Consider the following 21,908-nt stretch of genomic DNA (forward strand, 5'->3'; position numbering starts at 1 on the left):
ATCAAAATGCTTGAAAGTCAGTAAAGGTCAAATTATAATAAAGTCAAAGATAGTCAAAGTCAAAAGGGGGAACTTATTATGAACTGTCAAAAATGTCAGCAAAACACAGCATCCATTCAAATGGTGTACCGGGTAAATGGAAATGAAACAAAGCTTCAGTTATGCCATAGCTGTTATGAAGCTGAAAAACAAAAGGCACTCCCTGCTTTTGGTCCATCATCACAATATTTTTCAGGATTTAACGGGATGCCTATAGATTCATTATTTAATCAAATGAAGAAAAATGAAAATATATCTGATACACAAAAAGCTAGCCGCCAGCAAAACAGGAGCGGTTTTATTGATCAAATGGGACGAAACTTAACTCATATGGCAAAGGCAGGACTTATTGATCCGGTCATTGGCCGAGATGAAGAAATTAAACGAGTAATAGAAATCCTCAATCGCCGCACCAAAAACAACCCAGTTTTAATTGGAGAGCCTGGTGTTGGGAAAACTGCCATTGCTGAAGGTCTTGCACTGAAAATCGCTAATGGAGAAGTTCCTAAAAAACTAGAAGGTAAAGAGGTTTACTTGCTTGATGTTGCTTCTCTTGTCTCTAATACAGGAATTAGAGGACAATTTGAAGAAAGAATGAAAAAGCTAATTCAAGAGGTTCAGCACCGTAAAAATATCATTTTATTCATTGATGAGCTCCACCTCTTAGTCGGTGCAGGATCTGCAGAAGGCTCAATGGATGCCGGCAATATTCTGAAACCTGCCCTTGCAAGAGGAGAACTGCAGCTAGTTGGTGCAACTACATTAAAAGAATATCGAACAATTGAAAAGGATGCAGCCTTAGAACGAAGATTTCAGCCTGTTCATGTAAAAGAGCCATCCATTGAAGAAGCCATATCGATTTTACAAGGATTAAAAGCAAAATATGAAGAATATCATGAAGTAACATTTAGCCAAGAAGCCATTGAGGCATGTGTCCGTTTGTCACAACGCTATATTCAGGACCGTTTCCTTCCAGATAAAGCCATTGATTTAATGGACGAGGCTGGTTCTAAACTCAACCTTGAATTAAAACACCAGCCACATGAAGATCTGGAAACACAATTAAAAGAAATTCATATGCGTAAGGAACAGGTTTTAAAAGAGGAAAATTATGAAGAAGCCGCCAAACTTCGAGAGGAAGAGCTACTACTCGAGAAGAAGCTCAATGACCCAGCTAAACCTGAAAAGTTAACAGTTGACTTGTTATTGATCCAGCAAATTATTGAGCAAAAAACCGGCATTCCAGTCGGACAGCTATTAGACGATGATAAGTCTAAGATGCAAAATCTAGAACATAACTTAACGAAAAAAGTTATTGGTCAAAAAGAAGCTGTCACTAAAGTAGCAAAGGCAATCCGCCGCAGCCGTGCTGGTCTTAAACCTAAGAACCGTCCAATTGGCTCATTCTTATTTGTTGGACCAACAGGGGTTGGGAAAACAGAACTGACTAAAACCCTTGCTGAAGTGCTTTTTGGAACGAAAGAAAGCATGATTCGTCTTGATATGAGTGAATTCATGGAAAAACATAGTGTTTCAAAAATTATAGGTTCACCTCCAGGCTATGTCGGACATGAGGAAGCTGGACAGCTTACTGAAAAAGTGCGCCGCAATCCATATAGCATTATTCTCCTTGATGAAATCGAGAAAGCTCATCCTGATGTTCAGCATATGTTCCTGCAAATACTTGAAGATGGACGATTAACAGACAGTCAGGGCAGAACGGTCAGCTTCAAGGATAGCGTCATTATTATGACGAGTAACGCTGGTATCGGCCATAAAGAAACAAAGGTTGGTTTTGGCGCACAATCAGCTGTAAATGAAGCAACTATTTTAGATTCTCTAGGAGGATTTTTCAAGCCTGAGTTTTTAAACCGCTTTGATAGCATTATTGAATTTAAATCCTTACTGCCTGAAGATTTATTGAAAATAACTGATATCCTTCTTGCTGATCTAATTCATTCATTAAAAGAACAGCAAATAGAACTGCAAATTGATGACACTGTGAAAGTAAAGCTGGCAGAATTAGGCTATGATCCTAAGTTTGGGGCACGTCCGCTCAGAAGAGTGATTCAAGATCAGCTCGAAGATGTAATTGCCGACTTTATCATTGACCAGGAAGATTGCAAACGTCTGTATGCTGCTCTTGAGAATGATAAAATCGTGATTACAGCTTAAACATTTCTTTTTATACTAATAAGGGCAGGCGCCATAAATAGCGCCTGCCCATTTCATTTCTTACAAAGCTTTATCGTCCACTGCAGATAGCCATTGATCAATTTCACTAACAACTGATTGAACACAGCCATCCTCAAATGGAGAGATTAAATTTGCCTCTTTCACAAGACCTGTGAATGGAAGGCTTCCGCCCAGTTTGCAAAGATATAAATAATCTTTCCAGGCTTTTTCATGGTTTTCTCGTGATCGTTTCCAGAATTGGAAGGCACAAATTTGTGCGAGTGTATAATCAATATAATAGAAAGGCGAATTATATATATGACCCTGACGCTGCCAGAAGCCGCCGTTCTCTAAATATTCATTTCCATCATAATCTCGATGAGGCATATACTTCTTCTCAATTTCTCTCCAAGCATGCTTTCGCTCTTCTGGTGTCGCTTTATAGTTTTCGTAAACCCAATGCTGAAATTCATCAACTGCAACACCATATGGCAGGAACAATAAGCTTGAGCTTAAATGTGAAAACTTATATTTATCTGTATCCTCTTGAAAGAAATTCTCCATCCACGGCCATGTAAAAAACTCCATGCTCATTGAATGAATTTCAGCTGCTTCATAGGTTGGCCAATTATATTCCGGAATCTCAAAATGACTGCTTTCGTAAACCTGGAATGCGTGACCTGCTTCATGTGTAAGTACATCTATATCTCCAGAAGTTCCATTAAAGTTAGAGAAAATAAATGGCGCCTTGTAGTTTTCAATATATGAACAATAGCCTCCGCCAGCTTTCCCTTTTTTCGCAACAAGGTCCATTAAACCGTTTTCGTTCATAAAAGCGAAGAATTTACCTGTTTCTTCTGAAAGCTCATCATACATCTTTTGTCCATTGGCCACAATCCAATCTGGATCACCTTTTGGAACAGCATTGCCTGTGCTGAAAACAAATCCCTCATCATAATATTTAAGCTGATCAACACCAATTCGTTCGCGCTGGCGCTCTTTTAACTTGGTAGCAAGCGGTACAATGTATTCCTTGATCTGGTCACGAAAGTTCTTTACCATTTCCGCATTATAATCCGTTCGATACATGCGGTGATATCCTAATTCTACAAAGTTTTTATAGCCAAGTTTATGAGCAATCTCTGTCCGCAGCTGCACGAGTTCATCATAAATCCTGTCAAGTTCCTGTTCGATCCCAGCCAGAAAACCAAACTTTGCTTCACTTGCCTTTTTCCGCATTTCACGATCTGTTGACTCTGTAAACGGATCTAGTTGAGCAAGGGTTCTTTCTTCTCCCTCAAAATCAATTTTGGCAGAGGCAATAAGCTTTGTATATTCAGATGATAATTTGTTCTCCTTCTGCAAATAGGAGACAATTTCAGGTGAGAACACTTTTAACTGAGCATCTGCCAGATCAAATAGCTGATTCCCCCATTTTTTCTCGAGCTCACCTCTGAAAGGTGAATTTACTAAAGCCTCATAATACTTTGTAATATGTCCTTCAATCTGCGGCTGAACTTCATCCATAAATTCTTGCTCAGCCTTATAAAACTCATCATTTGTATCAATTGAGTGCCGAATATACGTCAAATTAGACATCGTGCCCAGATCATTCCGAATTGTATTGAAATCCGTCATCGCTTTATTCTGCTCTTCAATTGATGCAGCATTTTTAAATTGTTCTATTGCAGCTTCTAATTTCTTTCCTGCATCCTCAATATCCGGCCGAACATACTTATAATCTTCAAATCTCACTTTTAAGCACCCCTTTATCATTTTAAAAATTCTGAATGTTAAGCTGGTTCTGAGACAGTAATTTGGTTACTTACCCGCTAGTCTCCTATATGTAATGTAGAGTTCTTTGTCTTTGATCTCTATCCTACAGCATAATTTATTTCGACAGCAGCGGTGAAATTCCTTTATTATTACCTTTTTTCTTGTTCTAAATATTCGCCTAACGTTCTAGACGCTATGATTCTATTATTTTTAGTTAATTCTCAATTTTTTATTCAATCCAACGTTTTCCTGCTAAAATAAAGCAAAAAACGAGCCCGTCTTCCTGACTGAGCTCGCCATCGATAATTAATACTTTCCAACTGAAAGTCCTACGCGCTTAAGCAGCTCAATAGCACTTTCTTTTTCTTCTTCACTCAAAACAGACATAATCTCATGTATTTTCTGCTCATGCTCAGGAAAGATGCTTTCAATAAATTCTTTCCCTTTCTCGGTAATTTGTGCAAAAGTTACTCGTCGGTCATTAGGACAAGCAACTCTTCTTAAATAATCCTTTTGCTCGAGTTTATCCACAACATAAGTTATACTGCCGCTCGCCAATAAGATCTTTCCGCCAATTTGCTGAAGAGGCTGGTCGCCTTTATGGTATAAAAGTTCCAAAACGGCAAATTCAGTCGGATTCAAACCATATGTTTGTATTCTTTTATTTACCTGCTCATTAATTGAACGGTATGCTCTTGAAAGAACAATAAATAACTTCAGCGATTGGCTTATATTCTCAGAACTCATGTACTCCAATCCTTTACAAATTAATAGACAAAATTTCTTGAAATCAAAATAATTATAAGGAAGCTAGTTCTGCATGTCAATTTACTGAACCTGATTCATCGGACTTTTTACTTAGTTGTAAGCCTTTCTATTTCATTCAGCGTAATCGTCCAAAAAATGGTATAATAAAAAATGAAAATCTATGAAAGTTCGGAGTAAGCATATGACGAATAAATATCAGAATATCGCCATTTATTGTCTTATCGTATTATTGCCCACATTGATCGGTGTTCTATATTCTTTATACCAGTCAGCAGATGAGGAATACCATAATAGGCAGGAAGACACCTATTGGATTGCATCTGTTCATCAGAAAAGCTGGGATCAATTTATCTCAGAGACGTTTACTATGTTAGAAATTTTATCCGTATCGATTAGAACTGATCAATCTGCAGATCAACTGGAGAATCTTTTACAGGAAGCTCATCGAATGGATCCCCGTTATGGAGGGATCTACTTGCTCAATAAAAATGGAACCATTATTACGGGCTCAAATTCATACTTAGAAAATGCAGATCTATCAGAAACAGAATATATTAAAGAAATTACCAAAACAAAAGACATAATTATTTCCAATAAAGAAGAAAAATTAATAAATGGACAGAAGGTAATTGGAGTTGGGAAACCCATTTTCTCTGAGAATGGGGAGATAGATGCCATTCTTATCGCACATCTGCGCAGTGATTATATGGAAAATATTATGAAGGTATTAACTCCAAATACAAGCTTAGCTTTATTAAATGCAGAAGAAGAACTTATTTTCGATATTCAATCAAAGAAAGAATTTTCACAGGAAAAGCTTTCTGTTCCCCTTGAAAGCCTGCCATGGGAATTAGAAGTGAAAATGCCAAGCAAAGATACAGATCATATTTATAAACAAGTAATGACCTCCCTGGCAAAGTATCTTATTATTACTCATATCATTTTTGTCTTTATTCAGTACTTTATGCTTAAAAGACAGGCTCAGCAAGAAAAGAAAGAAAATGAGCTGCAGAAATTGGAGCTTGTGGGGACTCTTGCAGCAAGTACCGCTCACGAAATTCGCAATCCTCTAACCGGCATAAAAGGACTTGTTCAATTACTAAGTGAAAAATATACAAACTCTACCGACCAATATTATTTTTCAGTCATTAATGATGAGATTAATAGAATTAATGAGATCGTGAGTGAGTTTCTAATTCTCGGGAAACCAACAGCACCAAAAAATGAAATAATGGATTTAAAGCAAATTATTAAAACCCTTGATCCTTTAATTCGTTCTGAAGCTCTTATGAACCGAATAAGTTATCAGTGTGAGCTTCCGAATCAGCCTATATATGTGGTAGGTACAAACGATCAAATGAAGCAAGTCATTTTAAATATCACTAAAAATGCATTTGAATCAATGGAAGCTGGGGGCAGTTTGACCATTAAATTATCTGCCAAGAACAGTAAATGCCAAATTAAAATCATTGATACAGGCATGGGCATATCTGAACAAGCAATTAAAAAAATCTTTCAGCCTTTTTATACATCAAAAGATATGGGTACTGGACTTGGTCTCGTCGTTTGCAGAAGGATTATTGAATCATTTGGAGGCGAGATCTTCATAACCAGTAAAGAGAACTATGGCACTCAGGTTGATATCTTTCTTCCAAAGAAGGAAATTTCCACTGAAGTCTAACGAATTGAAGCAGAGCAATAGCAGCTCTGCTTTTTTTTTCACCATCATGCATTCATTTGCATATGATTTCATTAAGTTTTCAAGCCCTTCCTTCAATAATGCGGTGCCAATGCATTTATAAAGGAAGGTAATGGAAACATAAAGTTATTTGATTGTTATTGTAACCGGTGAATTTTAGTTTCTCCAATCTTCTGTCCTTGTATTGTTTTTACTGATTTGTAAGAGCAGATGTTTTGATTGCTCTTTTCTTTTGAGGATATTATGATAAAAGAACCCTACACAATTCTAATGCACGTTTATGATTTAATTAACACTAAAATTATCTTAATATTCTTTTTCTCATTTTTCACATTAAATACCTTTGACACAAAAGGAGAGGTGAATTAAATGTCTGAAGTCATCTTTGGAAGTGTACTCTCCGCATTATCAACAGGAGCTGGAGCCTTTATTATTCTGTTTATGCGCGGTTCGGTAACACATCGCTGGCGTGACGTATTGCTTGCATTCACAGCAGGCATTATGATGGCTGCTTCTACTATGGGGCTTATACCTGAAGCACTTAGTCTAGGGGGCTTTTTACCGTTGGCAATTGGAATCATTTTAGGTGTCTTTACATTGACATTACTAGAAAAAAGGATTCCTCATATTGATTTAGAGCATTCAAAAAGCGGTATCGAATTCGATGAAAAAGCACTGCTCATTATCTCGGCTATCACCCTTCACAATATTCCTGAGGGATTATCAGTAGGTGTAAGTTATGCATCAAGCACAGAAGATACCGGAAACTTGATTGCATTTGCCATTGGCCTGCAGAATGCACCAGAAGGTTTTCTTGTTGCATTGTTTCTAGTAAATCAAAAAATCAGTAAGTTAAAAGCGTTTATTATTGCGACATTAACAGGTGCGATTGAAATTGTATCTGGCTTGTTAGGCTTTTTCCTTACCGCGTATGTTGCCAACCTCGTTCCTTATGGTTTAGCGTTCGCGGCAGGTGCCATGCTATTTATCATTTATAAAGAACTTATACCGGAAAGTCATGGAGATGGGAATGAGACCACTTCCACCTATTCCTTTATCACTGGACTTTTATTTATGATTTTATTAATACAGTTATTTTAATTTAAAAATTTGTACGGCGCCAATCCAACTATTCTAATGAGGTAAGTGGCGCCTCGCATATACATATTTCATATATTCAACTCCATATCATACAGAGACTATACAGCCGGTTTTTTCAAATTTAAAATAAGCTGTTTGAAAAGAAGTCTAATTTCTATTCTTCGCTCTTTTTGCCGCTGCAGATTATATTGGTATTCTAGAATAAGTTTATCCAGTTCTTGACTGTGTCTAATTGTTATTTCACTGCTTATTCCATGCTTGTCTGCAGATTGAATCATCATTTCCCTTTTCGCTTGAATTTCGATCAACAACTTTCTCCTATAAAACAACCTTATTTCCTCCTATTTCTTTTCTACATTATCTTTTATTTTTTTATGACCACTTGAAGAATTATTACAAGAATTTCTAATATTGTAAATAGATTCGCAATATTAGACATTATTTTTTCAAAATAATTGGCAATCGACAGTTTTTACACCTATTTTTAATGTTGATTCGACATTTTTCCATCATCTTCTTACATTTCTTTATAAAAACTACATTTTAAATTTACATGTTCTACATATTCAAATAAGATATAAACAAAAAGGATGAGGAGGAAGAAAATGAAACTGAACATTTCCTGCCTGCAAATGGATATTACTTTCGGTGACCCCCAGGCGAACTTTGAAACTGCCAATAGAATGATTATGGCCGCATGCTTATCTGGCACTGATATTATTGTTTTACCTGAACTGTGGACAACTGGCTACGACTTGCAAAACCTTCCACAGCTGGCTAATATCCAAGAAGCAATCTCATTTTTACAAGAAGCTGCAGTGAAGAATGATATTCATATAATTGGCGGGTCTGTTGCCAATCAGAATGGGCAGGACATTTATAATTCAATGCCTATATTGGCAAAGGATGGACAGCTTATTCACACATACAGCAAACTGCATTTATTCAAGTTAATGGACGAACATCTTTATTTGAAGGACGGACATGATACTGGTCTATTCTCTTTAGAAGATCGCACGTTTGCTGGTGTAATCTGCTATGATATCCGTTTTCCCGAATGGATCAGAAGACATGTAGTAGAAGGAGCAGAGGTTCTATTTGTATCTGCTGAATGGCCGCTTAAACGACTTGATCACTGGCGTGCATTGCTGATTGCCAGAGCGATTGAAAATCAGTGCTTTATTGTAGCCTGCAATCGCTCCGGAAGTGATCCTAATAATCAGTTTGCAGGACATTCCATGATCATTGATTCATGGGGGCATGTGATTGCAGAAGCAGACTTAGGCGAACAGATCCTGCAGGCAGAAATCGATCTTGATCAAGTTCAGCAAGTACGAAAAACCATTCCGATCTTTTCAGATCGCAAGCCTGATTTTTACTAAACGAAACATCAAAAACTCCTACAGACAATACTCTGAGGAGTTTTTTTTATGATATTAAGTTAAGTCTTGAATTCAGCCATGCAAACAGTCTTTATTCGCTTTTTGCCCACATTTCCTTTGGATTCACTTCATATATGCCGTTTTCCCGGTACATATATTGATTTATAATAAATTCTCTCCGAATGGTTGCATAGTCTTGGTGATATTTTTTTATATATTCATTTACTTCTTTTTCCTCATATTTTTCCCCTATTTTAAATCCTTGCATTAAATGTTCAAAAATAATCAACTTCTTCTTTCTTTGTGCTGGTATTGATTTAAGCGTACCATCTGCTGCGAAAAAGTTTTTTATGACCTTGGCTGCCTCATCATTTGCCATTAGGGTTAATTCCTCCTCTTCTTCTAACATTTTCACTAGTGCCTTTGCCTGGTGCTGAAGAACAGATTCATTTAAGTAAAAGTAAATTGTGTTTTTATCTCTCCGCTGATAAACAAGATTAATATCTTTTAATTTATTTAAATGATGTGTAATCGTCGGTGGTGTTAACCCCAGTTTTCCAGCGATCGCTTGCCCATGAAGCGGTCCTTTAGCAAGAAGATGCACAATGCGGATTCTTGTCGGGTCACCCATTGTCTTATGAAATGCTACGATTCTGTTAAGCTGCAACGTTCGATCTCCTTCCTGCTTATTTTATAATTATCTAATTAGATATATATCAAAATAAAAGATATACGTCAATAAAGATCCATGAACAGCTTATTTGCGCAGGCCACTTTTTGACAACTCCCTTTTTATATCACTCACTGTCTTGCACACCAAAAAAACAGCCCGCTTGCCTTAGACAGGAAGAAGGCTGTGTTAAATTTGTCATTTAAAGCGCAGGAACATTCTTAAGGAGTACGAAATCAGCCAGCTGCAGCTGAACGAGTATTTGGGAATCCCTTAAAACATTGAATGGTTTGACCAAAAAATCTTTTAACCACTAAATATCATTACTCTTTTGAACAATAGGCAAAAGAACATGAAAGGCTGTTCCTTTTCCAACTTCACTTTCAACCTCAATCCGGCCACTATGCTCCTCTATGATCTTATAGGTGACCATTAAACCTAACCCTGTCCCTCTCTCCTTTGTTGTATAGAATGGCTCTCCAAGCTTCTTCATTTTGTCATTGTCCATTCCTGCTCCGTGATCAATGATAGAGACTTTTATGTGTTCATCTTCAATCCTCTCAATATGTATACTGATAAAACCTCCATCAGTCATTACTTCTATCGCGTTTTTAAGCATATTGATAAATACTTTTTTCAATTGGTTTGGCACACAGGTTATATTGATAGGGTTTTCAGAAAACTGTTTAATAAATTGGATGTTATGTAAAACCGCTTGAGCAGAAAGCAAGTCAAGAGTTTGATTCATAATAGAACAGATATCTTCTTCTGAAAAACATAGTGCCTGCGGTTTGGAGAGGAACAAAAACTCATTAATTATAGATTCAATTCTTTCTAATTCCGTTGTAATAACATTGAAGTACATGGAAAAGTCTTCTTGAACAGAACCTTCCAGCAACTGAATAAAACCTTTTAAAGCTGTTAGCGGATTACGTACCTCGTGAGCCACTCCAGCTGCAAGTTCACCTAAAACATGTAAGGTTTCTGACTTTCTAAGCTGTTCTTCAAGAATTAGCCTTTCCGAGATATCTTTCAGTGCCGTGACATTAAGCTGTGAAAAGACTTGATGCAATGTTGAAAATTCAAAGGTTTTTTCTATATCATTCTTTTGCTTTAATTTAAATGTTCCTGAAACACGGCCAATTCGATCCTTCAATTCTTGCCGCTCTAATTTGCAGTCCTTACATGAATCTTTGATAAATGAACCAATGACTGTATCTTGCCCTACTCCAAGCATTTCCTTAGCAGCAGGATTCATATCAACAACCTCATATTGGTCATTCCATAAAACAAGTCCCTCCAGGGAGCCTTCAAACAGGTTCCTGAACTTATTTTCACTCTCCGCGAGCTCTTTATCCCTAAATGCACGGTCTTCTGCAGGATAAAAAATAGCCAAATGACAATCATCCAATATATTCTGGTTAAGTTTTATTTTTAATGGCATACTCTCACCACTAGGTGTAGTAAATGTCACTTCCCCTTCAGCTGATCCATTCAGATATAAAGCATGAAAGGTAGCGTAATAAGCTGGATCTTTGCATATAAAATCGTCTAATTTATACTTATGCAAATCCAAAAGGCTAAGTCCCAACATTTTACTCATAGCAGGGTTGGCAGAGATTATCATACCCTCTTGCCAGAAAAGAATCGGATCTGATGATTTTTCATAAAAGATACTGAATAATCGTTCCTTTTCCGCAAGAACTTTTGTAAATTCATTGCTGCTGCAATTCTTGTATGAAGTGTTCAAATTTCCCCCTCCTATGTACGGCAGTGAATAGGCATTCTTTTCCTAAATAATTCTACAAAGGAGATTAAATACCTCTTTTCAGCCCTTCTGTTTTTATAAAATTGATTTCCAAAATGATTAAAAAACGGTTCCAACCAGATTGTCAGAACCGTCCTAAATCACCCTAAATTTTAAATTTCATTATCATTACATTAAGCTGCTCAGCCAGTTCGGATAAAGATTCCACACTATCCGATATCTCTTCCATTGAATGATTCGTTTGTGTCACAGATGCACTTGTTTGTTCAATGCCAGCTGCCGACTGCTCGGAAACAGCCGCTATATTTTCAATTGAATGGTTCATACTCATAGAGCGATCAGCCACCACTTGAAGACTGTTGGAAATATCAGTCACATTGGACGACATAATATTGACTGCATTATAGATCTTTTGGAACGTCGCACCAGTAACCTCAATTTGATTCGTTCCTTCTTCCACCTGATTGTAGCCTTTTTCTAAAGATGCAACAACATTGGATGATTCACTTTGAATATTCGTTACGATACTGGTTATATCCTTAACTGAGAAGGATACCTGTTCAGCTAATTTTCTTACTTCATCTGCCACAACCGCAAACCCTCGGCCATGTTCTCCGGCACGGGCAGCTTCAATCGCGGCATTTAAGGCGAGCAAGTTGGTCTGATCAGCAATTTCCTGGATTACTTTAATAAGTTTAGATATTTGCTTTGTATGATCATCCAGCCCATTCACTCGCTCTACCGAAGCTTTTACAATATCATTAATCGCAATCATTTGCTGCTGTGACTCCCGCATAAGCAAGTCACCTGATTTTGTCATATCCAGCACTTCTTCTGAAGCACTTCTGATTTGTTCTCCACTTTTTGTTGCTGCATTAACCTTTTCTAAGTATTCTTCCATCATTTGGGCCAGTCCGGTTGCAGAGTTTGCCTGTTCTTCTGCGCCTCCTGAAAGCTCCTGCATAGTTGAAGCCACCTGCTGAGAAGCAGCTTTCACTTCACCGGCAGCCGTATTCAGTTCTCCGCTTCGGTCTGTTACATACTGGGAGACCGATGTAATTTCTTTGATGATGTTTTGCAGATTATCTTTCATGGTGTTTGTTGCTTGGCTTAATTCTGCAATCTCGTCTTGGCCGTCATATTCTAATGATTGCACATTTAAATTCCCTGCAGCAATTTCATTGGAAACATGGACAATTTGTCCGAGCTTTCTGGAAATGATTTTTCCGATCATCATGAGACTTGAGATTGCCAGAAAAGCAGAAACAACAATAGAGATTCCTAATACAATTAAAGTTAGCGTTAAGCTTCCCTTTGCCGCTGAAATGGCATTTGCTTGCTGTGTATGTAAGTTTTCATTTAACTCATCCAAAAGGGTCACAGTATCTGCAATTAGATTATCAACCTGCAATTTACCAAGACGGTATTCTCGCACATTCATCTGCTTCACAGCTGGTTCAATTTCATCTAGAAATGCGGAAGTAATAGTTTCGTTGTTTTGTATCACTTGATTGAATAGTTCCTTATTGCGTTTTTCCGTCAACAGCGGTGAAATAACCTCCGCTTGCTGATCCAATTCTGTTGAGAGTTCTGAAAATGTTGTAAGATGCTTAGGGTTACTATCAATAATATAATTTCCAATGGTACTCCCTTGTCGATGAAAAACGGTTGTAACTTCAGAAATATTGACTGCTCTTTCGCCAGCTTCTTCAACCGTATTCATTTTAGAGCCTGCTAAGGTTAAAAGAACAAACGTAATGATGGTTGAGGCAGTAAAAAGCCCGATTGTTGTGAATAAAACCACGCCATATTTCTGACCCAGCTTTAACTTTTTCCACCAATTGGAGCTCATTACTTTTTGCATTTGCTCCGTAATTTTTCCACCGCGTTTTTTTTCCATTTTCTTCTTTACTTTCTTTTTAGAACCTTTTAGTCCTTTCACCACATTCCCCTCCTGGTCGTCTCCGAACTACTATGCTAATAGAACTATATTTATATAACATTTTTACTATTATATAAATTCATTATAATCCATTAGATTTACCTTTTGAAGAATAGTTTTAACAAAAACAATATTATTACTTTACAAACAATTAACAAAATGGGTACATACACCTATACATTGGATAAAACTAGTAATACAACTTGGATTTACCGCTACTCTGTCTGTTTATATCGTGTTAGTTTGGGTAAATAAATATTGGTTTTTAGGGGGTCTTTAATAGAGGAGGATTTATGGAAAAAAGAAATTTCTACTTTGATAACGCGAAGTTTATTTTAATTTTCTTCGTTGTATTTGGACATCTGCTCCGCTCTTTTATTGAAGATAATGAAACAATCTTTACAGTATATAAAGTGATTTATTCCTTTCACATGCCTGCTTTTATTCTCGTTTCAGGCTTTTTTGCAAAAGGATATTATGAAAAAGGCTATATACAAAAAATTGCCAAAAAGTTAATTCTGCCTTATTTGCTTTTTCAAGGCATCTACTCGCTGTTTTATTATTATCTGTACAACAGGCCATCCATTGATATGGATCCATTCAATCCGCATTGGTCCCTGTGGTTTCTCATATCCTTATTCTGCTGGAATATAATGCTCTTATTGTTTTCTAAGTTTAAACCCGTCTATGCCCTTACAGGCGCTGTGTTTATTGGATTGGCAATCGGGTATGTGGATTGGGTTTCCAACTATTTAAGCTTATCAAGAACCTTTGTATTTTTCCCATTATTTTTAGCAGGTTACTTTCTTAAGAAAGAGCATTTGGCTCTTATCATGAGACCGTCAGCAAGAGCTTCTGCAATAGGTATATTTGCAATTGCAACAGCACTTTTTTACCTGTATCCAGACATTAACTATCAATGGCTTCTCGGAAGCAAACCATATGCAGAAATGGGCGCAGCTTCGTTTACTGCACTTCTAACCAGACTTGGATTCTATCTATTAAGCTTTCTCATGGTTTTCAGCTTTCTTGCATGCGTGCCAAAAGGACAATATTTCTTTACTAGACTTGGCAAAAACACCTTATATGTGTATTTATTGCATGGCTTTATCGTTAGGCTCTTTAGAGAAAGCGACCTGCAGAATTACTTTAACGAGCCTGAACAATTCCTCATGCTCGCCAGTATCTCACTGCTGCTGACTTTATTGCTGTCAAGCGGGCTTGCAACCGCCCTGACACAGCCTCTGATTGAGCTTAAAACCGCCAAACTGCATACGTTAAAGGTCCGGCTTACTGCAATGCTTAAATTTTATCGGAACAAACGGTTTAATTAATAATTTGGGGCTGAGTTTCTCTCTATAAACTCAGCCCTTTTATAATTCTGTGTGAGTGAGTATTTCGTTTGACCAGCACCTCCCTGCCATTTTATAATAAATAATCGACGCTTATGTTACATACCATGTCCCAGTAGCTCAGCAGGATAGAGCGACAGCCTCCTAAGCTGTAGGTCGTAGGTTCGATTCCTATCTGGGACGCTAAAAAGAAACAGCCGTGAACCCTTGGTGTTATTGGGTTTGACGGCTGTTTTGTTTTGAAGCAAACGTTCTCTGCTTTATAATTGGGGTCGGATTGGGGTATGTACAAAAACATGTTCAATTTTATGGCTATACAAGATCCCCACCAGTACTAACTTTCAGTGTTTTTGAATCTTGAACAATAAAACTGGACAACTTTAATGGATATTGCACAATATTATCACCTTCACAACATCTTCCTAAGTATTTTCATTCACACAATTACCCTGCCTTTAAGTAAAAATACTTCATAATAATTATTATCCTAAAACATTCTTAATCTTTCTAAATCTGGAAGTTTTAATATCAACACAAGCGCTTTTTTACGTTATAATAAAGAAAATTCACCATTGAGACAAGCTTCTAAGAGCTTACAGAGACTAAACTGCATTCTCACCTAATCTAAACTAGCTACAGAGCCTAATTACTATTATGCAGCTTCTTCAAAGTCTAATAAGGAAAATGGAGGGATTTATGTTGAGCACAATCTCATTAAAAAAGAAAGCAGCTGGAATCGTTTTAGAGAAAAAGAATCTTAGAGGTGTTGTGGCAAGGGTTGGCCTTGTTTTAGATATTTCTGGCTCTATGCGAAGATTATACCGTGAAGGAGTTGTTCAGGAAGCCGTCGAACGCGTTTTGGCTGTTGCCAGTCAGTTTGATGACGATGGGGCATTAGATGTGTGGGTTTATGACAACGAGTTCACCAGATTACCAGCTGTAACAGAAGAAGATTTTGCAGATTATGTTAATCAGCAGATTTTAGCAAATGACTCAGTCCATAAGTTCGGCAGAAACGACGAACCAAAAGTCATGGAAGATGTAATCCAAAAATATATAAACGAAGAACCAGGCGATGATCCTGTTTTCTTAGTATTTATAAACGATGGAGGCTGTAAGCCCGGTATTAAGAAGTTTATCGTAGAATCATCTGTTCAGCCAATTTTCTGGCAGTTCATCGGAATTGGAGATTCTAATTTTGATGTATTGAAAAAATTGGATACGATGGAGGGAAGAGTTGTTGATAATGCGAATTTCTTTCATTTGAGTAATCTGGAACTTGTATCTGATGTAGAATTATATGACCAATTATTGAATGAATTTCCGCTTTGGATTAAAGAAGCAAAAGATAAGAAAATCTTGCGTTCATAACTGCTAAACTATTAGACAAGCAGTGTTAATATAAAAAATGACAACAAATAAAGATAGATCATACATTCTAAGCAGCGAATGTATATCTAATAAGAACAAACTAAGACAATCAGCCCTGCCAATCGGTAAAGTTGATTGTCTTAACTTATTGATATAACTCCTATAATCTTCTTCCATTCAGCACTAAATTCAGATACTCTAATTCATCAAAGGTGAGGTTTTTAGCAGCTGCTTTCTTTTCCCATTGATCTGATGAGAGAATTTGATTCTCGCGTGCTCTTTTATAAATGGATGCCGCTTCTTTCCACTGCCAGTCTGCCCAGTTTGGTATCATTCCGGATAACTTCCTTTCATTTGCAGTAGCATTTTGCCCTTCCTGCAGATAATCTAATGGATTGACTGCATTCGACTTCGCTACGTTCCATGTCCCTCTATGCAGTTCAAAATGTAAATGCTGCCCAGTCGACTGTCCTGTGTTCCCCATAATTCCTATTACCTGTCCCTGTTTAACCGTTTCCCCTTGAACTGCTTTTCTGCTGCCTTTTAGCATATGAGCATATAATGTTTCCCATATTTCTCCATTTACAGTGTGCCGCAGAATGATACATTCCCCGTAACTTGGTGACCTATATGATCTTGTAACAGTCCCAGCAGCTGCTGCAACGATCTCATGAGTTCCAGAATCTGCAAAGTCAACCCCATGATGATTGGTTCTGTTTGGCGGTCTAAATCCAGAAGTAATTCTTCTTACTGTTGTTGGATAAATAAACATAAAAATCACCTACCTAATAGTAAGATATTCTTTGATAGACCTGCCCGTGTGGACAACCTTTATTATTTGCATTTTAGCAAGTCCAATTTTCCTTAAACTTGTTGCATAGTAAACATTCAACTTAATATGATGTATATTTCTCTGCTGCATTTTGGTTATCAAAGGGATTTACTGTGCAAATACGGGAAACATTAACTCCTGTTTTGGTAAATGCTCAACTTTACCTCTCTTTTTAAAGAGTAATAATCAATTAATTAACAGAATAAAAAATGCATTTCTATGAATATTTCTCAAAATCAATAACAAAATATACTTAGTTTAATACTCACTAAGGAGATCCTATTATGGCGGAAAATCAAATAAAGCAATTTGATCAAATCGTAAAAATGGGCGAACAGGCACAAAAGGCATTAAATGATTATTGGTTAGAATTCTCACTATATACATCCTTTGAATATTGGTTAATGGTTTCTATATTAATCGTTCCACTTATCATTTTATTTTTTAAAATAGATAAGAACCAAATCTTCCTAATGGGGTTTTATGGTTATAGTGTTCATGTCATTTTTGGGTATGTTGATTTATACACTAAAAATTCCGGTTTTTTAAATTATCCCTTCCCTGTCATCCCTATGCTTCCAGGTATATCACTTGATTCAAGTTTAGTCCCTGTTACATTTATGCTAGTCTACCAATGGGTCGTAAATCATCAAAAAAATTATATTCTTTATATGGGTATAACTTCAGCATTTCTTGCATTTGTATTTAAACCGATTCTTGTTGCTTTAGGGCTTATTAGGCTTTATGGCAACACTAATTATTTTCACCTCTTTCTTGCCTATCTATTGGTCATTACGATCGCAAAATTTTTGACAAATGTATTTTTGTGGATGGAAAAGAAATTTAATAATGAGACAACAGATGCCCAGCACGAATAAGTTAGAACCCGTCCTCTCGAAGGAAAATGAAATACATTAAATATTTCAATTCACCTTAACATTGATGATTTAATTTTGTAATTCCCTTGGTATAACAGTATTTTCCAGCCTTTCAATATATCTTTCCCTTTCGCCTCTCCTGTATTTCCGTTCAATAATCCTATATAATAAGATGCTGATACGCTATATAAGGAGACACTCTTGATGAAAACAATTCTTACAACTTTAAATGCAAAATATATTCATACAAACATTGCGATCCGATATTTAAAGGCATATGCAGAGCCTGAGTATCCAGTTGAGATCACTGAATATACCATTAAAGATCCAGTTATGAATATTGTTACTGATCTGATTTCCAAAAAGCCGAAAATCATTGGTTTCAGCTGCTATATATGGAATATTGAAGAAACCATTAAAGTGGTTAAAATTTTGAAGAAAATAGATCCTGAAATTCAAATCATTGTTGGCGGTCCAGAGGTTTCATATGATGTTTTACATTGGATGGAAAACGTTAATGAATTTGATTATATTGTTCTTGGTGAAGGAGAAGAAACATTTAAACAGCTACTGAAAGAACTGCATGAGGATCTGCAGCTGGAAAATGTGTTTGGCATTGCATTTAGAAAAGATGGCAAGGTCAAAATCAATCCGCAGCGAAACAAGCTGGATTTAAAAACACTTCCTTCTCCCTTCCGTTTTGAAGAAGACCAAAAAGATCTTTCGAAACGGGTCATTTATATTGAAACAAGCAGAGGCTGTCCATTTAGCTGCCAATTCTGTCTCTCTTCTATTGAGGTTGGTGTTCGCTATTTTGATCGCGAAAAAATAAAAGATGATATCCGTTATTTAATGCAAAACGGTGCTAAAACAATTAAATTTGTTGACAGAACATTTAATATCAGCAGAAGCTACGCAATGGAAATGTTCCAGTTTTTAATTGATGAGCATTTGCCTGGAACAGTTTTTCAGTTTGAAATTACTGCAGATATCATGCGTCCAGAAGTCATTGAATTCTTGAACAAGGAAGCTCCTCCAGGTTTATTCCGATTTGAAATTGGTGTGCAGTCAACCAATGATTTTACAAATGAACTTGTTAAACGGAAACAGAATTTCGCTAAGTTATCCCGTACGGTCACTATGGTTAAAGAAGGCGGTAAAATTGACCAGCATTTAGACCTCATTGCAGGTTTGCCTGAGGAAAATTATGACTCATTTAAGCAGACATTTAATGATGTTTTTGCTATGAGACCAGAGGAACTTCAGCTAGGGTTTTTAAAAATGCTGCGCGGAACAGGTCTCCGCTTAGACGCTGAAAAGCATAACTATATCTATATGGATCATTCTCCGTATGAAATACTCGGGAATAATGTATTAAGCTTTGATGAAATTATTAAAATTAAACAAGTAGAGGATGTGCTGGAAAAGTACTGGAACGATCACCGCATGGACTTTACAGTGGAATATTTGGTTTCACATGTATTCCAAACTCCTTTCGACTTTTTCCAGGAGTTCGGAACTTATTGGGAACAAAAAGGCTGGTCAAGGATTGGCCACCAGCTCGAGGATTTATATAAACGCCTTTATGAATTTTTGGAGAATACACAAGTCAAGCAGCTTCCTATTATTGAAGGGTTAATGAAATTTGATTACCTGTCTAAGCAAAAATATAAACCAAGAAAACCTTGGTGGAAGCAGTCATTTACACAGGATAAACGTTCTTCTCTATATCGTTCAATTATTGAAAATCCTTCGATTTTAGGCAATGAGTTTAAAGAGCTGGAGCTCACTGAAAAAGAGCTGTATAAACATACGATGCTTGATACACTATCTTTTCGTCTTGAATCATACTTTCATGATGAAATCATTGATGAGACACCATCAGCGATGCTTGTTTACTTTGATCCAAAAACAGAGAAACCGTCTATTTTTTATACAGGTATATAACAAAACAGCCTAGCTCTTTGCTAGGCTGTTTTTGATATCATAAATTGCTATTATCAGTCTTTCTCTTTTGTATCTTTTTCTTTTTTGCTCATATGTGGAATATCAAACATTTTTGATGCATTCATTCCTCCGCTAAATTCGATGCCGAATTCCACATTTGCATTTTCTGTTTTATTAAAAGTATCACGCTGTTTTTTCTTCATTCGCCTTGTTTTCCCTTTTTCGAATTTCGGTTTGCACCCTTCATGGGATTCTCTCCAGAACTAAATTCTGCTGAGAATTCTGTTTCATGCAAATTTTCTTTTGGTGTTTTGCTGTATTTTTCAACTGCATCAAATTGTGCTTTGCGTTTAGCCATGTGCTGTATCCTCCTCATATATTAGCTTTGTTACCTCTATATTGTGCTACTTTTGGCAGAAAGACATGCTTTTTGTGTGAGAAAACTTTTTCGATTCGCAAGCTTTTATATTTAAAAGTGAAAAGGTCCTTTCATTAATTAATTAAACGTGCGCTTTATACCCTCTTCAAAATCAAAACAAAACCCGACCGCCTAGACAGCTCCTTAATTAAAGGTTCTGCTAATCGATCGGGTTTATAAAGTAATTTAATGTTTCTGCTTCATTCTATTATCCAATAATCACTCGCTCTTTTGGATAGTGATAATTTGGTTTTGTCATTTTGCCGCCAATGATGAATATGAAGGATGTGAGTCCGATCCTTCCTATAAACATTAATAGCATAATCACCGTTTTGCCAATTGAACTTAGTTCAGGTGTTATGCCCATTGAAAGACCTGTTGTACCAAATGCTGAGGAAACCTCAAAGATGATTTCAATTAACTCTAAGTGCGACTCAGTAATGCTTAGAATCATGACTGACAACAAGCACATCCCCGAAGCAAGAATAGTGATTACAAGAGATTTTAATATATCAGCTTCGTGAAGCTCTCGGCGGAAAATCTTCACTTCCCGATTTCCCTTGGCAAAATGATAAATAAATAAGATATTTAAAGCAAAGGTTGTTGTCCGAATCCCTCCGCCTACAGAACTTGGTGATGCCCCAATAAACATTAAAAAACTTAAGATCAGAAGGGTTGGCATCGTAAACTCACTCACATCCATGGTTGATAACCCGCCGCTTCTAGTTGTTGCTGATTGGAAAAAAGCATAGAAAAAGCTTTTATGCCAAGGTATATCTTTCAAGTAATGCTGAAATTCCAAAACCAATATGATAACAGTTCCAAAAATCAGCAGACAAGCATAGGTAACGGTTGTCAGCTTTGTAAATAAAGAAAAGCGATATGAATAATTTAGCTCAGAACGCTTTGTAAATAAGTATTCCTTTACCTCAATTAATACTGGAAAACCGATAGCACCTAATGTGATTAGAATGATATTAATCAGTTGTACAAAATAGTCATTTGCAAATGGCACTAAAGAATTGCCTGTAATAGACATTCCTCCATTGGTTGTGGCACTGACAGCAGCGAATAAACCATGTAAAAAGGCTTCTTCCCATGTTCCATAATATTTCAGAAAATGAAAACCTAAAATAAAGGCACCTACTAGCTCAATAACAAGAATAATCTTAATAATTTCGCGGATTAAGTTCACTAAGCCTGATAATGCAAACTGATTATGATCGGCCATGATTAAGCGTCTGCTTCTCAGCCCGATTTTTCTTCCTAAAAGAATCCAGAAAAATGTCCCTAATGCCATAATGCCTATGCCGCCAAATTGCAAAATCAACATAATGACAAAGTATCCAAGTAAGCTATATGTTTCCGATATTTCAACGACCGTTAAACCTGTTACACTAACGGCACTAACCGCTGTAAAAACTGTATCAATAAATGCAACCTCTACCCCAGGCAAGTGAACACCAGGCAAACGCAATAGGGCCACCGCCACTGATACGGCTAATAAATAATAACCCGATATTACTTGTGCAGGCGTACGCTTATTCAGCCAGCCCCGCAGTTTTATCCACATTTCTAAACGTCCTTTCAGCCTTGTCTACCAACTATCATAAAGAATTCAGCCTAATTTTAAAAGCAATAATAAAAACTTCCTAGCGAAAATACATTATGTCATAATAAAATCACAATGAATTGATATTTAATTCAATCTCATAGTATCAGCTATATAACAAAGTATTTCCAAGACGTTCAATTTTAACTAAAAGATATCCTTTAGGTCAAATGAATAG

General features: G+C 36.6%; 17 protein-coding genes, 1 tRNA gene and 1 pseudogene. 9 read left to right on the forward strand and 10 right to left on the reverse strand.

The genetic code is table 11. The annotated features are described in order from the left end of the window. The first annotated feature begins 78 nt into the window (after positions 1–78). Positions 79–2,214, forward strand: coding sequence for an ATP-dependent Clp protease ATP-binding subunit (locus tag A6754_RS14720; protein WP_066447196.1), 2,136 nt, complete (start codon positions 79–81; stop codon positions 2,212–2,214). Positions 2,215–2,274: 60 nt separating this feature from the next. Here A6754_RS14720 and A6754_RS14725 read toward each other — a convergent pair whose 3' ends face one another. Beyond that, entirely contained in the window at positions 2,275–3,969 is a 1,695-nt protein-coding gene (locus tag A6754_RS14725; RefSeq protein WP_066447198.1) for a M3 family oligoendopeptidase, read from the reverse strand. 327 nt (positions 3,970–4,296) lie between these two features. Beyond that, complete coding sequence (locus A6754_RS14730) at positions 4,297–4,737, reverse strand: MarR family winged helix-turn-helix transcriptional regulator (RefSeq protein ID WP_066447203.1); 441 nt, start codon at positions 4,735–4,737, stop codon at positions 4,297–4,299. A 202-nt stretch (positions 4,738–4,939) separates the two neighbouring features. Here A6754_RS14730 and A6754_RS14735 point away from each other — a divergent pair, with 202 nt between their 5' ends. Further along, positions 4,940–6,439 carry an ATP-binding protein gene (locus A6754_RS14735; RefSeq protein ID WP_066447206.1) on the forward strand — a complete coding sequence of 500 codons (1,500 nt, stop codon included), beginning with the start codon at positions 4,940–4,942 and terminating at the stop codon, positions 6,437–6,439. Positions 6,440–6,826: 387 nt separating this feature from the next. Next, positions 6,827–7,558, forward strand: coding sequence for a ZIP family metal transporter (locus tag A6754_RS14740; protein WP_066447208.1), 732 nt, complete (start codon positions 6,827–6,829; stop codon positions 7,556–7,558). Between the two features lie 98 nt (positions 7,559–7,656). Here the strand turns inward: A6754_RS14740 and A6754_RS14745 are convergent, their stop codons facing one another. After that, entirely contained in the window at positions 7,657–7,866 is a 210-nt protein-coding gene (locus A6754_RS14745; RefSeq protein WP_257297980.1) for an aspartyl-phosphate phosphatase Spo0E family protein, read from the reverse strand. Positions 7,867–8,163: 297 nt separating this feature from the next. Here A6754_RS14745 and A6754_RS14750 point away from each other — a divergent pair, with 297 nt between their 5' ends. After that, positions 8,164–8,940: a carbon-nitrogen family hydrolase gene (locus A6754_RS14750; protein WP_066447213.1), complete on the forward strand. Its 777-nt coding sequence runs from the start codon at positions 8,164–8,166 to the stop codon at positions 8,938–8,940. A 91-nt stretch (positions 8,941–9,031) separates the two neighbouring features. Here the strand turns inward: A6754_RS14750 and A6754_RS14755 are convergent, their stop codons facing one another. The 3 genes from A6754_RS14755 to A6754_RS14765 form a co-directional block, all read right to left on the reverse strand. Continuing rightward, positions 9,032–9,607: a DUF2087 domain-containing protein gene (locus tag A6754_RS14755; protein WP_066447217.1), complete on the reverse strand. Its 576-nt coding sequence runs from the start codon at positions 9,605–9,607 to the stop codon at positions 9,032–9,034. A 316-nt stretch (positions 9,608–9,923) separates the two neighbouring features. Next, the gene (locus A6754_RS14760) at positions 9,924–11,360 is read right to left on the reverse strand and encodes an ATP-binding protein (protein ID WP_066447219.1); all 1,437 of its coding nucleotides are present in this window, start codon (positions 11,358–11,360) and stop codon (positions 9,924–9,926) included. 163 nt (positions 11,361–11,523) lie between these two features. Next, positions 11,524–13,320: a methyl-accepting chemotaxis protein gene (locus A6754_RS14765; protein WP_257297984.1), complete on the reverse strand. Its 1,797-nt coding sequence runs from the start codon at positions 13,318–13,320 to the stop codon at positions 11,524–11,526. Positions 13,321–13,613: 293 nt separating this feature from the next. On the opposite strand from A6754_RS14765, the gene A6754_RS14770 reads away from it, so the two are divergent. From A6754_RS14770 to A6754_RS14780, 3 genes are all read left to right on the forward strand, one after another. After that, complete coding sequence (locus tag A6754_RS14770; RefSeq protein WP_066447222.1) at positions 13,614–14,654, forward strand: acyltransferase family protein; 1,041 nt, start codon at positions 13,614–13,616, stop codon at positions 14,652–14,654. 127 nt (positions 14,655–14,781) lie between these two features. Then, positions 14,782–14,855 (forward strand) — tRNA-Arg (locus A6754_RS14775). 516 nt (positions 14,856–15,371) lie between these two features. Beyond that, a complete protein-coding gene (locus A6754_RS14780) occupies positions 15,372–16,043 on the forward strand; it encodes a vWA domain-containing protein (protein WP_066451652.1) in 672 nt (223 codons plus the stop codon). Between the two features lie 370 nt (positions 16,044–16,413). Here A6754_RS14780 and A6754_RS14785 read toward each other — a convergent pair. Next, a pseudogene (locus A6754_RS14785) lies at positions 16,414–16,821 on the reverse strand (M23 family metallopeptidase); the annotation flags it as partial. A 338-nt stretch (positions 16,822–17,159) separates the two neighbouring features. On the opposite strand from A6754_RS14785, the gene A6754_RS14790 reads away from it, so the two are divergent. Beyond that, the gene (locus A6754_RS14790) at positions 17,160–17,753 is read left to right on the forward strand and encodes a hypothetical protein (protein WP_066447232.1); all 594 of its coding nucleotides are present in this window, start codon (positions 17,160–17,162) and stop codon (positions 17,751–17,753) included. Between the two features lie 204 nt (positions 17,754–17,957). Beyond that, complete coding sequence (locus tag A6754_RS14795; RefSeq protein WP_066447241.1) at positions 17,958–19,700, forward strand: B12-binding domain-containing radical SAM protein; 1,743 nt, start codon at positions 17,958–17,960, stop codon at positions 19,698–19,700. A 53-nt stretch (positions 19,701–19,753) separates the two neighbouring features. On the opposite strand, the gene A6754_RS22820 is transcribed toward A6754_RS14795, so the two are convergent. The 3 genes from A6754_RS22820 to A6754_RS14800 all read right to left on the reverse strand — a co-directional run bounded on the left by A6754_RS22820 (position 19,754) and on the right by A6754_RS14800 (position 21,691). Continuing rightward, positions 19,754–19,903, reverse strand: coding sequence for a hypothetical protein (locus tag A6754_RS22820; protein ID WP_156495806.1), 150 nt, complete (start codon positions 19,901–19,903; stop codon positions 19,754–19,756). Next, positions 19,900–20,058, reverse strand: coding sequence for a protein YkzP (gene ykzP / locus A6754_RS23025; protein WP_180320232.1), 159 nt, complete (start codon positions 20,056–20,058; stop codon positions 19,900–19,902). The genes A6754_RS22820 and ykzP overlap by 4 nt, the downstream gene beginning before the upstream one ends. Positions 20,059–20,326: 268 nt before the next feature. Continuing rightward, entirely contained in the window at positions 20,327–21,691 is a 1,365-nt protein-coding gene (locus tag A6754_RS14800; RefSeq protein WP_066447245.1) for a TrkH family potassium uptake protein, read from the reverse strand. Between the last annotated feature and the right edge of the window lie 217 nt (positions 21,692–21,908).

This window comes from Cytobacillus gottheilii, from assembly GCF_001636345.1.
Lineage (GTDB): Bacteria > Bacillota > Bacilli > Bacillales > Cytobacillaceae > Cytobacillus > Cytobacillus gottheilii.

Excerpts from the sequence above, each read along its gene's own strand:
- A6754_RS14790 (WP_066447232.1), top strand. The coding sequence starts at position 17,160 with ATGGCGGAAAATCAAATAAAGCAATTTGATCAAATCGTAAAAATGGGC.
- A6754_RS14735 (WP_066447206.1), top strand. The coding sequence starts at position 4,940 with ATGACGAATAAATATCAGAATATCGCCATTTATTGTCTTATCGTATTA.
- A6754_RS14750 (WP_066447213.1), top strand. The coding sequence starts at position 8,164 with ATGAAACTGAACATTTCCTGCCTGCAAATGGATATTACTTTCGGTGAC.
- A6754_RS14740 (WP_066447208.1), top strand. The coding sequence starts at position 6,827 with ATGTCTGAAGTCATCTTTGGAAGTGTACTCTCCGCATTATCAACAGGA.
- A6754_RS22820 (WP_156495806.1), bottom strand. The coding sequence starts at position 19,903 with ATGAAGAAAAAACAGCGTGATACTTTTAATAAAACAGAAAATGCAAAT.
- ykzP (WP_180320232.1), bottom strand. The coding sequence starts at position 20,058 with ATGGCTAAACGCAAAGCACAATTTGATGCAGTTGAAAAATACAGCAAA.
- A6754_RS14720 (WP_066447196.1), top strand. The coding sequence starts at position 79 with ATGAACTGTCAAAAATGTCAGCAAAACACAGCATCCATTCAAATGGTG.
- A6754_RS14800 (WP_066447245.1), bottom strand. The coding sequence starts at position 21,691 with ATGTGGATAAAACTGCGGGGCTGGCTGAATAAGCGTACGCCTGCACAA.
- A6754_RS14770 (WP_066447222.1), top strand. The coding sequence starts at position 13,614 with ATGGAAAAAAGAAATTTCTACTTTGATAACGCGAAGTTTATTTTAATT.
- A6754_RS14730 (WP_066447203.1), bottom strand. The coding sequence starts at position 4,737 with ATGAGTTCTGAGAATATAAGCCAATCGCTGAAGTTATTTATTGTTCTT.
- A6754_RS14795 (WP_066447241.1), top strand. The coding sequence starts at position 17,958 with ATGAAAACAATTCTTACAACTTTAAATGCAAAATATATTCATACAAAC.